We start from the raw sequence: 14,021 nt of genomic DNA, 5'->3' as shown, positions 1-14,021 counted from the left end.
GATGAGCGACTACTTCAGCGATCGTCGGAATGGTCCGCGCGCACGCACCGAGCAGGTGATTTCGCCCACGGTCAGGGCGGGCCGGGTGGCAGCGGTGCAGGCGTTGATCAATAGCGGCGCATTCGGCCTGCGTTTCCCCGAACGCTGCCCGGACGGACAAGCAACTTGCGGTGGCGATGCGGGAGTCTTGGCGACTTCGGTAAGCGCAGAAATGCCGGGGCTGGTTTGGCCGTTGGCGCCGGACACCTTGCTCGTCCTGGGCTTCATCGAGTTCGTTCACGCGTCATTGGCAAAACCGATCTCAGGAAAGTATCACGACTACTTCAGAGATCACCACCTGACCTGTCTGGTCCACCATTGCCTGAAAGCGGGATCCTGCAGCCCGATTCCTTTCCGCAATTTATTTGGAGGTGCTGGTTTTGCTGCCTTGGAGCGGAGAGAAAATTTGTTTGATGCGGAAAAAAACTGAACCTAAGCTTATGATTTAAAGGTGAAAAGTTATGGACTTAAAATCCCCCGCCCGTAAGGGCGTGCCGGTTCGATTCCGGCTTCGGGCACCATCTTAAATCAAGGGTTTGCGGGCGAAAGCTGATGCAAACCCTTGTTTGTTTCCGGGCCGCCATTCTGACAGTGGTTCGCAATTCATTGTGCAAGCACGATCTTGTTGCCATTGTGATCGCGGATGGATTGTTCGGTCATCCTCTCAGTGGGGCTTGGGCTCATTGAATCGGGCGGCCAACCGGCCGCGCGGCCTGGAATCCACTCCATCGTCTGCGTGTTTTTCCTTCTCTGATTTCCTCAAACGCTTGGGCCGACTGGCATTCCCAGCGCAGACACAGAACATCGCTCGGTTTGGGACGCGAGAAGTGATGAGTTCTGATCCAGACCATCGGGTCCTAAAACCGTTGGTCAGCTCTCAATGCAATCCGCCAGGCAAGGGGCTACTTTTGTGGCTGGGTCGAAAAAGTCGTGGCAGATGCCAGAAGTCATTGAAGCGATAATGGAGCAGGCCCCCACGACGTCGATGTCAGGATGGATCTTGATCAAGGCGCGGTGCATCGCTCAGGCGATGGGGAGCAGACGTTGAGTCTGTAACGCAAAACCCGCCACCTTTAACGTGTTATGGAGAACACAGATGGCTATCAGTCAAACACTTGCAACCTCAGACAAAACAGCGCTCGTCAAAGCCGAGGTGTACCGTTGGTACAACCTCTTTTTCCCGTGGTCACGCGGCGTGTCTTCCCAATCTGAAGGTGCGATCAAACCCTTGTACGATGCGCTGTCCAGCGAGTTCCGAGTGGTGCTCACCGACGGTCAGATCATGAGTCGGGCGGACTATTGGGAGCGACTTTGGGGGCTGTACGGCAAGCGTGCCGGAAGCCCGGAATCGCATATCACCAATCTCTCGATCACACCGCTTCCCGGGGATTTCTTCCTCGCAGTCTTCGATCTGGTCAAGGATGGCATTACCAAGAAGAAAGTCGACTCAGCGCTTATGCGCGTCGACCACGCTTCTCCATCGGGCATCTCGTGGATTTACGTTCACGAGAGCGAGCACGAGCGGTCGCTCGCATAGGCTGCTCGCCGAGATTCCTGTGTGAAGCCTGCGACATTGAGGCAATGATGAGATGTTGTGATCTGCGACGAGCTTCGCCATCGACGAGGCGTGGGCTGTTGCCGTCTCGAGGTGCACCTCTTCGGCCGTCGTACAAAAAAAACTGAGCCCAGCCCTGCGCTGGGCTTTTTCGTTTCCGCGCCTCCAGGCAGGAAACAAAAAGCCCGGGTTTGTCCGGGCCTGTCAGGATAAATGTTCAGCGCGAATCGGCTTCTTTGCAAATCCGGGTGGATGATCTATCCCGGCGCCTGCGAATCCAACTGAAAAGTGCGTGAACCGGATGTAGAAAGGCCGCAAGCACGCACAGCAGCATGATGATGAAAATGGCAATCAGCGGTATGCTTTCGTGCGAGAACATGGTGGGGTACTCCTGTAGTCACTATGTTGGAACCCGCAGGCTAGACGCATTGAGCCCTGCTTGCGATGAACGTATGTTCATCCTCGAAGGTTTGAACTGTGCTAAGGCGACGCTCTGTTTTCGAACACAAAATATGCGTTCTGGATCAAGTTACGCCGGGCCGCAATTCATGCACCAGAGCAATCAACGCGCGCAATCGCGCCGGTACGAAGCGGTGCCCCGAGTAATAAAGCCGCAGTCCGTCAAACGAAGGACACCAGGGCATCAGCACCGGCACAAGTGCGCCACTGGCCAGTTCTTGCTGGATGAACCATTCGGAAATGAAGCCGATGCCAAGGCCCGACACCACGGCCTGTTTGATCGCGAGCAACTCGTTGAATGCAAAGCGCACCGGCAGATCCATTTGCAGTTTTTCGCCGTCGCGCTGCAGTTCCCAGTGATAGAGGCCGCCATGAGCCATGCGCATGCCGATGCTCTGGTGAGTCAGCAGGTCTCGCGGATGCTCAGGCACGCCGTGGCGCTCGAGGTACTCAGGCGTTGCTACCACGAGCATGCGGATATCGTCTGACAGCGCGACGGCAATCATGTCTTGGGGGACGGACTCCGCCAGACGAATCCCGGCGTCGAAGCCTCCGGCGACGATGTCGATCATGCTGGCTTCACTGACGATGTCGATGCGTACCTCGGGATAGCGCTGCGCGTATTGTTTGAACAGCGGCTCAAGCAACAGGTAGGCCGCGCCATAGGGCGCATTGATGCGCAAGGTGCCACTGGGTTGATCGAGGCCGACGCTGGCTTCTTCGCCGGCACTTTTGATCTGGGCCAAGGCGGGAGCAATACGCTCTACATAACGTTGCCCGATATCGGTGAGGGCGACGCTGCGCGTGGAGCGATTGAACAGACGCACCTTCAGGCGCGCTTCGAGGCCAGCCACTGCGCTGCTCACAGCGGTGGTGGACATGCCCAGTTCCTGCGCTGCGCCACGAAAACTGTTGCGGCGCGCAACGGCCAGAACCACTTCCAGCTCGGTCATTCCTGTCTTGTGCATGGATTGTCCTGAAAATGCGGATGCTTCATCAATCAATGGATGGCTTATCGGAATAATAAACCCTTCTTAGACTTCGGTTCACAGAGGCTCGATTCAGCCGAGTCAATTTGAGTGAGGAGTCGTCATGCAGCGCATTGAACACATCTACATCAACGGCGAATACGTCGTTCCCCACGGTCAGGAGTGGTTCGACCTGCATAATCCGAGCACCGAAGAGGTTATCGGCCAGGTTCGACTGGGCGACGCGGTGGACGCTCAGCATGCAATTGCCGCTGCCAAGGCCGCATTCCCGGCCTGGTCTCGTACCACTCGGGACGAGCGCATTGGCGCATTGCAACGCATGCACCGGGCTGTGGCGGCGAGGGAGGAGGAGTTGCTGGAAGCCATCCTTCTGGAATATGGATCGCCTGCGGTTCGCGGGCGCTGGATGGCAACCTATCCGGCGGATGTGATTGCGCAGGCAATCGATGCACTGCAGACGTTCGAGTTCGAGGAGCAGGTCGGCATGGCACGGGTCATTCTGACACCTGTGGGCGTTACCGGTCTGATCACGCCGTGGAACAGCAATGCCGGCTTCATCTGCAACAAACTGGCGACGGCGCTGGCAGCAGGTTGCACTGCTGTCATCAAGCCCAGCGAGATGAGCGCGCTGCAAACGCAGGTTGTACTCAAGGCGTTGCACGAAGCGCAGTTGCCACCGGGCGTATTCAATATTGTCAACGGACGAGGCGATGTGGTGGGCGAGGAAATCGCCCATCATCCCGACGTTGCCAAAATCTCGTTCACGGGGTCGTCCGCAGTCGGTCAGCACTTGGTAAGGACCGGTGCTGACACCATGAAACGCGTGACGCTCGAGCTTGGCGGCAAGTCGCCCACCGTGGTGCTCGACGACGCTGATTTTCAAGCGGTCATGCCGCTGGTGCTACAGGCCGGGTTTCTCAACAGCGGCCAAGCCTGCGTCGCGGGCACACGCATCCTGGTGCCGCGCAGCCGGTTGGCAGAGTTCGAAGGTGTGGCGAAAGAGGCGGTCGCCCAGATTCGTTCGGGTGATCCGCGCAACGCCGATACCGACATCGGTCCGATGGTGAGCCAGAAGCAATGGGAGCGGGTACAGCGTTACATCCGTATTGGCCAGGACGAGGGTGCGCGGTTGCTGGCAGGTGGCGAAGGGCGCCCGCAAGGCTTGCACGCCGGGTGGTTCGTGAAGCCCACGATCTTCACCGATGCGCACAACGGGATGCGCATTGCGCGTGACGAAATCTTCGGCCCGGTACTGACGATCATTCCTTACGAGGATGACGCCGATGCGCTCAGCATTGCCAACGATACCGACTATGGACTGAGTGCCCTGGTGCTGGGAAAAAGCCGCGAACGCTGTGTGAATATCGCTCGGCAGATCGACTCGGGACGTGTACTCATCAACACCCTGGCCCACGAGCCGCGTGCGCCATTCGGCGGGTTCAAGCATTCAGGCCTTGGGCGCGAAATGGGCAAGTGGGGGATGAGTGCTTTTCTGGAGCCGAAGACCCTGCTCACGGCTGTCCTGTCGGACTGACTTGAGCCTCTGCCGAAGTCGACCGACAGGTCCTCAGCCGCGCTTGGGCAGCTTCCAGTTCGGACGGATGAAGTGGCAGGTGTAGCCATTCGGGATCCGCTCCAGGTAGTCCTGATGCTCGGGCTCCGCTTCCCAGAATGGTCCCGCCGGCTCGATTTCGGTGACTACACGGCCAGGCCACAATTTTGAGGCATCGACATCGGCAGCGGTGTCTTCGGCGATATCGCGTTGCTGCTCGTTGAGGTAATAGATTGCCGAACGATAGCTGGGACCGCGGTCGTTGCCCTGACGGTTGGGCGTGCTCGGGTCATGAATCTGGAAGAAGAACTCGAGGATCTGCCGGTAGCTGATCACGGCCGGATCGAACACGATTTCGATGGCTTCGGCGTGGTTGCCGTGATTGCGGTAGGTGGCATTCGCTACGTCTCCGCCGGTGTATCCGACTCGGGTCTGCAGCACGCCGGGATAGCGACGCAGCAGATCCTGCATCCCCCAGAAGCAGCCGCCGGCGAGAATGGCGGTTTCGGTTTGTCCGGTCATGATTTTTGCTTCCTCTCGGTGGCAGTGCGTATAGCCATTGTTATGAGGGCGTGTTGGCTGATTCCAAGGTCCACCGGTCTGCGAACCTGGCCGACGCTTAACCTATTTCGTTTAAACGCTTTTCGGCAGTCACGATGCAGGCGGAGGCAGCGTGAGCAGAAAGGCTGAGGGTGAACATCGCAGCCGATACAGCAAATCTTTGTGCGCGCACGAGGTGTCGTCCTTGAAAGTACGCTCAAACTTTAACATTCGAGCTGGCGTTGCACAGGCGCAATAAAAAGCCCCGGCGGTTGAGGCCGGGGCTTTTTTTGACTCGGACCGTTTGTCCAGGTCAGTTACTTCACGCTCGGGTGAACGTACCAAAACCACTGCCATAGAACTGGCCGTTGATGTTGGCGGCATATTGCGATGGATGGACCAGTACGGCTAACAACCGGTTTCCTTCCAGGATGGCAAGTGAGAGTGCCCCTTGATTGATCGACAGTTGCAGTGTCAGCTGGATGCCGATCAGATTCTCCGCATCAGGCACTGTGCCCTGCAGATAGGCGTTGGAAATATTGAGGCTGGTGCCGGTTCCTGTCGCTTGGCCGATGAACCGGACACTTGTCCCTTGCTGGGGCGCTTCAGGACCGATATTGCAAAGAGATGAGCTGATCTGGATCGTCTCGGTCTGAGGGCCGCAGCCACATCCGCACCCTGAAAAGTTGAAGTAGCCGCAGATGTTCTGCTGACAGCCGCAACCGCACAGCGTTTGTGGATGCACATTCTGGTGGAGAACCTCACGAAGTGCCGGTTGTGCAGCGACGACATCCTGTCGGCGTTTGATTTCAGCGTCGAATGCAACTTGTGACTGCTTCTTGAACGCTTCGATCTGGTCGGGCTTGAGATCTTGCAAAGACAAAGTCATAGCTAAAATCCTTTTAGTTGTTTCCGGGCACACCTGGAGACAATCCGCCTCTGTTGGCCGGCGCCTTCCTGGCGCGATAAACCACGGAATCCGATCTCGTGGCTCACTGTTTAAAGCACAGGTTATGGGCACTTTCAAATCGGCGTTGAATAAAAGAGATGGCCGGTGGGGCAGGAGAATCGAGGAAAGGTGCTTTTAAAAAATACGGAAGGCGTCTCAAGCCAATGGGCCGATCATGTCGGCCCATTTTTAGTCGGATCTAGACAAACGCCTGCCCGTGAAAGCCTCGTGGCAGACGCTGCGGCCCGGCCAGTGCGGTCAATCGTTCGATCCATTCCGAGCGCCAGTTCGACGCACCGTGATCGGTTTTGGCAAGACGGGCTGCGCGGCGTGCAGCATTGCGCTGGGTTTTGCGCGCCTCTTTGAAGGCATCGGTATTGCGGCAGCTACGGCATTTGACGCGATTGAGTTCCAGGCTCGAGGCAAGGTTGTTGCCCTTGTGACCACAAGCCAGATGTCCGTCTGTTTTGAAATGGATAACCATGACCAGTCTCCTGGGTGACGTGTACAGGTTATGACCTCCCACGACCCAGGGCGTTCGTTGCATCGGCCAAATGGTACGACGAGTACTGTCGTTTATCGCTGTGCAATCATCTGAAGCGCGGCAATGGTCGTTCGACAGGTTGCAGCGAAGACAGGGTGCTGCGGATCAGCGGCGTGTCTTTTTCGATGTCGTTCAGGCGATCACGGATGCGCAGGGCGGTCGGATGCCCGCCTTGATGATCAACCCAGTCGGCGATCTCCTTGCAGGCTGCAGCAAGGCGCGCCTGACGGGAGTCGAGCAGGGTGAGGAGGGTGGTGATGGACTCTTTTTCGGACATGAAACACCTCCGTTCAGAAAACCGTTGAGAGGCAGCAAAAAGCCCGCAGGGCTGCGAGCTCTCTGCCGTTGGGGCGCTGGTCCGTCAGCTGAATTGAGTATAGACCCCGCCTGTCAATTGCATCAGCCAGCCGACTGGCGCGCCGGCAGTGGCGCGCTGGCGGCATTGAGACGACGGCATTCGCGTCGGGCATCGTCCTCTAGGTCGTAGCCATCGCCGATGAAGCCGCCGGTGCGGGTGTCGTTGATTCGATACCAACTGATGGCCTCGGCGGGCTCATGCAGGCTTTCCCCGGCGCGGCGGCCGTGAATGATGATCTTGTTGCAGCGCTTCACGACAAATATGTCTTCCATGGCGTCACCACAGCAATTAGGTGTCAGATCAACTATAGAAGCCTTGGCCAATCGTGCAAAAAATAGACAGTCAGTTCGTCGGTTGCAATCGCCATCCCGCGTGATGCCAATCCAGGCGATGCGTCGGTTTCAACGCCAGTAGAAAGTCCGGGTCGTGGGAAACCGCGACGATTGCGCCGGGAAACGTCTGCAATGCCTGTTCGAAAGCCTGTACCGAGGCCAGGTCCAGATGATTGCTCGGCTCATCAAGCAGCAACAATTGCGCGGGGATCTTGCGCCACAAGGCCACCGCCAACGCGGCTTTCAAGCGCTCGCCGCCGCTCAGCGACCCGCTTGGGCGGGTGACCCGTTGTGCGTCCAGGTGCAAGTGCTTCAGATGGCTGCGCAGTTCGCTTTCACTCCATGGGCTATGCAGTGCGCTCAGTTGTTCAATAACGCTGAGGCGATCGTCCAGCAGCGCGAGATGCTGGTCCAGATAGGCCACTGGAACATGAAGGGTGCATTCGCCGCTGACGGGGTGCAGTTCTTCGGCAAGCAGTCTGAGCAAGGTCGATTTGCCGCAGCCATTGGGGCCATTGACGGCAACGCGTGCCGGGCCGCTAAGCGTCAGATTGAGCGTGTGTGCCGGCAGCCATGGCAGGCGGGCGTCAATCAATGTGCAGACCCTGCGCGAGGAGGGCACTGCGCTGCCTGGAATGTTCATCAGTACCACATCGTCCGCGAGCACTTTGGCGTAGGCGTCGCGCACTCGGGCGTCCAGTTGTGATTTGCGTTGCTGATGGTCGTAACGCACATGCCCCATGATCTGTCGCGCGGCACCTTTGAGGCTGGCGCGTTCGAAGCCCGAAACATTGGCGGTTCTGGCATTGCGCAACGAGCGCGCGGCATGGCGCTGAATGGTGTCGTGCTCGCTTTGCAGGCGTTGCTGCTCACGCCGGCGTTCGGTCCGGCTTTGATCGAGCGTTGCTTGCGCCGCCGCTTGATGGATCTGCCGCTGGTGTTGATACGTGCAAAAGTTGCCGCCGAACACCGTGGCGCCCAATGGCGTCAGCTCGACGATACGCTGCATGCGCTCAAGTAACTGCCGGTCGTGGCTGACGACGATCAGGGCGCCGCGCCAGCGTTGCAGCTCACTCATCAACCAGTGCCGCCCGGCGGCGTCCAGATGGTTGGTCGGCTCATCCAGCACCAGCAGGCGCGCCGGGCTCAGGAAGGCGCCGATCAACGCCAGTCGTGCTTGCTGACCGCCGCTCAAAGACTGGGTCAAATCCGTCGGTGCAACGTCCGGCAGACCGGCATCATCCAGCCATTGGCGCAGACGTTCGGGTAAGTCCCAGCGTTCGCCGAGGATGTCGAAATCTTCCGCCGTCGCCTCGCCGCGCTGCAGACGCTCCAGCGCTTGAAGGGCGGCAGCGCTGCCCGTGGCGTCGGCCACGGTCTGCCCCGGTTCGGCAATGAGTGTCTGCGCGACATAGGCCGTGACAACCGTGCAGGTAACGCTGCCGGCAGTCGGTTGCAGACGTCCGGCAATCAGCCGTGCGAGGACGCTTTTACCGACGCCATTGCGTCCGACGATCGCGGTGTGGGTGTGATCGAATTGCAGATTCAGGTCGTTGAAAATCGCCTCGCCATTGGCGAACTGAAAAGCCGTTTGATTCAGGGAGACGAGGGCAGGCGTACGCGAGACGTGAGTCATCGGCACCTCCGAAAAATGTCGTGAACACTGACAGGCGCGATTCAGCGCGTGTCGCGATTACATTTTCAGAAGGCTTGATTGTTCACTTTCTGCGGTTGTCCTGAAGAGGGGAAAGGTGGCTAGCCTAGTTCAGCTGTGCGGCTCGATCAAGGCACATCCAGCATTTGCTCCAGAAACATCGCCAGGGCCACTTCCTCGGAGCGCAGGCCCTTGCGCACTCTTGGACGCGGCAGTTCGGCCAGCGCACCCAGCAGGAACCGCTCGACCACCGCTGGATGGATGTAGCACTTGCGGCACACCGCGGGAGTGTTGCCCAGTTGCTTGGACACGCTCTTGACCATGTCCACCACGTGTCGTTTCGCCTCGGCTTCCGACTCCCATTGCAGCTCGCGCAACACCGCCAGAGCCAGCGCGCTGCCGGCCCAGGTGCGGTAGTCCTTGGCGGTGAAGTCGGCGCCGGTGAGAGTCTGCAGGTAAGTATTGACGTCCTGCGAGCTGACGGTGTGCCGCTCGCCGTTGTCGTCCAGGTACTGGAACAGATTTTGTCCGGGAATCTCCAGGCAACGCTTGATGATGCGCGCCAGGCGCCGATCCTTGACGGTGATCTGGTGCTCGATGCCGCTCTTGCCGCGAAACTGGAACAGGATCGCGCTGCCATTGACCTCGACATGCCGGCTGCGCAGGGTGGTCAGGCCGTAGGAACGGTTGTCCCGCGCGTATTGAGTGTTGCCGACGCGGATCAGCGTGGCGTCGAGCAACGTGATGACTGTGGCCATGACCTTGTCGCGGCTGAAACCGGGCGCGGCCAGTAAGGTTTCGAGTTGTTTACGCAACTTTGGCAGTGCCAGGCCGAACTCACGCAGGCGCGAGTACTTGTCGGCGTCGCGCACTTCACGCCAGCGTGGGTGATACCGATATTGCTTGCGGCCCCGGGCATCGCGGCCGGTGGCCTGCAAATGGCCGCGCGGGTCGGCGCAGATCCACACGTCGGTGTAGGCCGGTGGCACCGCCAGTGCGTTGATCCGGCGGATCTCGTCAGGGTCGCTGATGCGCTGTCCGGTCGGATCGAAATAGGCGAATTTACCGCGCAGCTTCTTGCGGGTCAGGCCGGGTTGGGTGTCGTCGACGTAATGCAGATCGGGTGGCAGCAGGTCGGCTGGCGCAGTGTCGGGCATGGCGGAGGTCCTTGGCGGCGAATCGCTCTGTTACAGCGATTGACCGCGCGCCATGGCCGTCGTGCCAACGAATTCAGGCCAGTACCGCGACAGCCTTGATCTGCGCCCACAAATGCTGGCCCGGATGGATGCCCAACTGATCCCGGGAGAACCGGGTAATTCGCGCCAACAGCGGCGTGCCACCGGCATCCAGCCGAATCAATACATGCGCGGCGTTGTCCGCCGCCTGCTCGCTGACCACGGTGACCGGCAACCGATTGAGAATGCTGCTGGCTTCACTGTCGTGCAGGCTCAGGCTGATGTCGCGCGCGTGCACCTTGGCGCGCAAGGCCTGGCCCACGGTCATGGGCGCGTGGGTCACGCGGATGTTCATCTCGGTGGCCGGCAGTTGCAGGCTGAGCAACTGATAATCGGCGTCGTAGGCGCTGACCTGGCCTTCGATGATCACGCCAGCGTCATCGCCCATGGCCATTGGCAGGTCCAGACGGGCGAGGGTCTCGCCGATCGGGCCGCTGGCCAGCGCCTTGCCGTCGCTGAGCAGCACCAAATGATCGGCAAGGCGCGCGACCTCATCCTGAGCGTGGCTGACGTACAGCACCGGAATGTCCAGTTCATCGTGCAGGCGTTGCAGGTACGGCAGGATTTCGTTTTTGCGCTGGCTATCGAGGGCGGCCAATGGCTCGTCCATCAGCAGCAGTTTCGGGCTGGTCAGCAGTGCGCGGGCGATGCCGACACGCTGGCGTTCGCCGCCGGACAGGTGCTGCGGATGGCGTTCCAGCAAATGACCGATGCCCAGCAGTTCGGTGGCTTGCGCCATGTCGACCCGACGCTGGGCCTTGGCGATGCGCTTGAGGCCGAACTGCAGGTTGGCCAGCACCGACAAGTGCGGGAACAGACTGGCTTCCTGGAACACATAACCCAGTGCACGTTTGTGCGGCGGGACAAAAATGCGCCGTTCGCTGTCCTGCCAGACTTCTTCGTTGACCTGGATAAAACCCTGTTCGGCCCGCTCAAGGCCGGCGATACAGCGCAGGCAGGTGGTTTTTCCCGAACCGGAATGACCGTACAGCGCGGTCACTCCACGCCCCGGCAAGTGCAGATCGACATCCAGGCTGAATCCTGAATAGGCGATTTTCAGACGTGCATCAATCATCAATCAGCTCCAGCCCGCACGGGTCTTGCGGCTGGAGTACAGCGCCAGCAACACCAGAAACGAAAACACCAGCATTGCTCCGGCCAGCCAATGGGCCTGAGCGTATTCCATGGCCTCGACGTGGTCGTAGATCTGCACCGAGACCACCCGGGTCTTGTCGGGAATGTTGCCGCCGATCATCAGCACTACGCCGAATTCGCCGACGGTATGCGCGAAACCGAGAATCGCCGCCGTCACGAATCCGGGGCGGGCCAATGGCAGTATCACGCTGAAAAAAGTGTCCCAGGGATTGGCGCGCAAGGTCGCGGCCACTTCCAGTGGGCGAGTGCCTATCGCCGAGAAGGCGTTTTGCAGCGGTTGCACCACAAACGGCATGGAATAGATCACCGAACCGATCACCAGCCCGGTGAAGCTGAAGGTCAGGGTGCCCAGGCCCAGCCATTGGGTGAAATGCCCGAGAAAACCATTGGGGCCCATCATCAGCAACAGATAGAAACCGATCACGGTCGGTGGCAGCACGAGGGGCAAGGCGACGATCGCCCCGATCGGGCCGCGCAGCCAGGAACGGCTGCGCGACAACCACAAGGCAATCGGAGTGCCGACGACCAGCAAGATCGCGGTGGTCAGGGACGCCAGTTTCAGGGTCAGCCAGATCGCCGCAAAGTCGGCACTCGAGAGTGCCATTTAGAGCTGGTAGCCGTAGGACTTGATGACCGCAGCAGCTTTCGGGCCTTTGAGGTATTCAACCAGTGCCTTGGCGGCGGCGCTGTCCTTGCCTTTGTTCAGAATGACTGCGTCCTGTTTGATCGGGTCGTGCATGCTGGCTGGAACGATCCACGCCGAACCGCTGGTGACCTTGCCGTCCTTGTAGATCTGCGACAGCGCGACGAAGCCCAGTTCGGCGTTGCCGGTGGAGACAAACTGGTAAGCCTGGGTAATGTTCTGGCCTTCGACGATCTTGGCTTTGGTCGCTTCAGTCAGTTTGAGTTTTTCCAGCACCTGAGTGGCCGCCAGGCCATACGGCGCGGCTTTCGGGTTGGCGATGGACAGGTGCTGGTATTCGTTTTTCTTCAGTACGTCACCTTTGGCGTCGACATAACCTTCTTTCGCCGACCACAGTGCCAGGGTGCCGATGGCGTAGGTGAAGCGCGAGCCTTTGACGGTGTCGCCTTCTTTTTCCAGTTTTTCCGGGGTGGTGTCATCGGCCGAGAGGAACACTTCGAACGGCGCGCCGTTCTTGATCTGGGTGTAGAACTGGCCGGTGGCGCCGTAGGCAGCCACCAGTTTGTGCCCGGTGTCTTTTTCGAAATCGGCAGCGATCGCCTGGATCGGTGCGGTGAAGTTAGCGGCAACTGCCACCTGCACTTCATCAGCCTGAGCGGCGCCGAAGGCGAATACCGCCAGCAATGTGGCCAGGCAAGTTGGGGCAAAACGTGAGGCACGAATGGTCATGTAACAGCTCCGTTATTGGCGAGTGCAGAGGGCAGTTATTGTTGGGGGTGGACTGCACCGATGCGAGGGGGTGAAACGCTATATAGCGAAATATATAGCGAAATGCCGCTAAACAGGAAGTGCTTATAAACACGGGGTGAGGCTGTGCCGTTCCTCACCCCGTGCCGGATCATCGGCGCGCCAGTTTTGCCAGGGCGCCTTCAGCCAGTTGCCGGGTCAGTTCGGCGCTGCTCCGCTCCTCGCCCAGAGGAAAGGCCTGACCGGCCCAGAGATTGCTGAATTGCGCTTCGTTTTTGGCGCGCAACGGCATCAATGCTCCGCCGGCCAGTGGGAACGCCGGCGCGTTGGGCGACATCGGGCCGATCTCGCGCATCACCCGATTGAAAATCCCCCGAGCGGGGCGCCCGGTGAATAGGTTGGTCAGGGCGGTTTCGCTTTCCTTGGCGCTGCGTAGCGCCTGGTGATGGGAGGCACTGACCTTGGCTTCCGGCGTGAACAGGTAGGCGGTGCCGACCTGGACTGCCGATGCGCCCAGCATCAATGCCGCCGCCACACCTCGGCTATCGGCGATGCCGCCGGCAGCAATGACCGGGACCTTGACCGCGTCAGCAATCTGCGGCACCAGGGCAAAGGTGCCGACCTGGCTGCTCAAGTCATCACTGAGAAACATCCCGCGGTGTCCACCCGCCTCGTAACCCATCGCGATGATCGCATCGCAGCCGTGTTGTTCAAGCCATAACGCTTCATCGACGGTAGTCGCGGAAGAGAGGATTTTCGCGCCAGTGGCCTTGACCCGATCCAGCAGGGACTTCTCCGGCAGGCCAAAGTGAAAACTCACCACCGGCGGGCGAAACTCTTCCAGCACGGCGCACGCCGCCGCATCGAATGGCGCCCGATTGGAAACCGGTGTCGGCGCATCGAAATCGACACCCAGCTCGCGGTAATAAGGCTCCAGCAGATTTTTCCAGTCGCGTGCCCGTTGTTCATCGGTGGCCGGTGGCTGATGACAGAAAAAATTGACGTTGAACGGATTGCGGGTGTGCTCGCGAACGGTCTGCAGATCTTCGCGCAGTTGCTCGATGCTCAGCATGGCGGCAGGCATCGAACCCAACCCGCCCGCGTTGCACACAGCGATCACCATGGCCGGAGTCGTGGCGCCGGCCATGGGAGCCTGAATGATCGGCAGTTCGATGCCGAGAAGGTCAAGCAAGCGGGTGTCAGGCCATTGACTCATGGAAGCAGTTCTCCGAACGATGAAACGGGGCAGGGACGGCAGAGCCGGTTTTTT

Annotated in this window: 16 protein-coding genes; 3 read left to right on the top strand and 13 right to left on the bottom strand. The window is 59.5% G+C overall.

All coding sequences use genetic code 11. The features are described from left to right. The first annotated feature begins 1 nt into the window (after window position 1). Window positions 2-469 (top strand): hypothetical protein, encoded by a 468-nt coding sequence (locus tag U862_RS0122400; protein ID WP_025112461.1) that lies wholly within the window; start codon window positions 2-4, stop codon window positions 467-469. 666 nt (window positions 470-1,135) lie between these two features. Beyond that, window positions 1,136-1,576 carry a hypothetical protein gene (locus U862_RS0122390; RefSeq protein WP_025112460.1) on the top strand — a complete coding sequence of 147 codons (441 nt, stop codon included), beginning with the start codon at window positions 1,136-1,138 and terminating at the stop codon, window positions 1,574-1,576. A gap of 235 nt (window positions 1,577-1,811) precedes the next feature. Here the strand turns inward: U862_RS0122390 and U862_RS30940 are convergent, their stop codons facing one another. Together U862_RS30940 and U862_RS0122380 are read right to left on the bottom strand one after the other, a co-directional pair. Further along, on the bottom strand, window positions 1,812-1,973 hold the full coding sequence (locus tag U862_RS30940) for a hypothetical protein (RefSeq protein WP_177327364.1): 162 nt from the start codon (window positions 1,971-1,973) through the stop codon (window positions 1,812-1,814). 145 nt (window positions 1,974-2,118) lie between these two features. After that, entirely contained in the window at window positions 2,119-3,021 is a 903-nt protein-coding gene (locus tag U862_RS0122380; RefSeq protein WP_025112459.1) for a LysR family transcriptional regulator, read from the bottom strand. Window positions 3,022-3,145: 124 nt separating this feature from the next. Here U862_RS0122380 and U862_RS0122375 point away from each other — a divergent pair, with 124 nt between their 5' ends. Beyond that, entirely contained in the window at window positions 3,146-4,576 is a 1,431-nt protein-coding gene (locus U862_RS0122375; RefSeq protein WP_025112458.1) for an aldehyde dehydrogenase family protein, read from the top strand. 33 nt (window positions 4,577-4,609) lie between these two features. On the opposite strand, the gene msrA is transcribed toward U862_RS0122375, so the two are convergent. From msrA to U862_RS0122320, 11 genes are all read right to left on the bottom strand, one after another. Then, on the bottom strand, window positions 4,610-5,116 hold the full coding sequence (gene msrA / locus U862_RS0122370; RefSeq protein ID WP_025112457.1) for a peptide-methionine (S)-S-oxide reductase MsrA: 507 nt from the start codon (window positions 5,114-5,116) through the stop codon (window positions 4,610-4,612). A 340-nt stretch (window positions 5,117-5,456) separates the two neighbouring features. After that, window positions 5,457-6,023, bottom strand: coding sequence for a hypothetical protein (locus U862_RS0122365; RefSeq protein WP_025112456.1), 567 nt, complete (start codon window positions 6,021-6,023; stop codon window positions 5,457-5,459). A 259-nt stretch (window positions 6,024-6,282) separates the two neighbouring features. Further along, window positions 6,283-6,567 carry a hypothetical protein gene (locus U862_RS0122360; RefSeq protein WP_025112455.1) on the bottom strand — a complete coding sequence of 95 codons (285 nt, stop codon included), beginning with the start codon at window positions 6,565-6,567 and terminating at the stop codon, window positions 6,283-6,285. A gap of 106 nt (window positions 6,568-6,673) precedes the next feature. Next, entirely contained in the window at window positions 6,674-6,904 is a 231-nt protein-coding gene (locus U862_RS0122355; protein WP_007964939.1) for a hypothetical protein, read from the bottom strand. A 122-nt stretch (window positions 6,905-7,026) separates the two neighbouring features. Continuing rightward, window positions 7,027-7,257, bottom strand: a complete 231-nt coding sequence (locus U862_RS0122350; protein ID WP_025112454.1) for a hypothetical protein — start codon at window positions 7,255-7,257, stop codon at window positions 7,027-7,029. A gap of 70 nt (window positions 7,258-7,327) precedes the next feature. Then, window positions 7,328-8,953: an ABC-F family ATP-binding cassette domain-containing protein gene (locus U862_RS0122345; RefSeq protein WP_025112453.1), complete on the bottom strand. Its 1,626-nt coding sequence runs from the start codon at window positions 8,951-8,953 to the stop codon at window positions 7,328-7,330. 146 nt (window positions 8,954-9,099) lie between these two features. Beyond that, the gene (locus U862_RS0122340; protein ID WP_025112452.1) at window positions 9,100-10,128 is read right to left on the bottom strand and encodes a DNA topoisomerase IB; all 1,029 of its coding nucleotides are present in this window, start codon (window positions 10,126-10,128) and stop codon (window positions 9,100-9,102) included. A 73-nt stretch (window positions 10,129-10,201) separates the two neighbouring features. Continuing rightward, the gene (gene modC / locus U862_RS0122335) at window positions 10,202-11,281 is read right to left on the bottom strand and encodes a molybdenum ABC transporter ATP-binding protein (RefSeq protein WP_025112451.1); all 1,080 of its coding nucleotides are present in this window, start codon (window positions 11,279-11,281) and stop codon (window positions 10,202-10,204) included. 3 nt (window positions 11,282-11,284) lie between these two features. Further along, window positions 11,285-11,965, bottom strand: coding sequence for a molybdate ABC transporter permease subunit (modB, locus tag U862_RS0122330; RefSeq protein ID WP_025112450.1), 681 nt, complete (start codon window positions 11,963-11,965; stop codon window positions 11,285-11,287). After that, window positions 11,966-12,733: a molybdate ABC transporter substrate-binding protein gene (gene modA, locus U862_RS0122325; protein ID WP_025112449.1), complete on the bottom strand. Its 768-nt coding sequence runs from the start codon at window positions 12,731-12,733 to the stop codon at window positions 11,966-11,968. A gap of 169 nt (window positions 12,734-12,902) precedes the next feature. Beyond that, on the bottom strand, window positions 12,903-13,967 hold the full coding sequence (locus U862_RS0122320; RefSeq protein WP_025112448.1) for a nitronate monooxygenase family protein: 1,065 nt from the start codon (window positions 13,965-13,967) through the stop codon (window positions 12,903-12,905). Between the last annotated feature and the right edge of the window lie 54 nt (window positions 13,968-14,021).

This window comes from Pseudomonas sp. H1h (assembly GCF_000633255.1).
Lineage (GTDB): Bacteria > Pseudomonadota > Gammaproteobacteria > Pseudomonadales > Pseudomonadaceae > Aquipseudomonas.
Note: the sequence above shows the minus strand (reverse complement) of the source record. Positions and strands in the feature narration are given on the sequence as shown.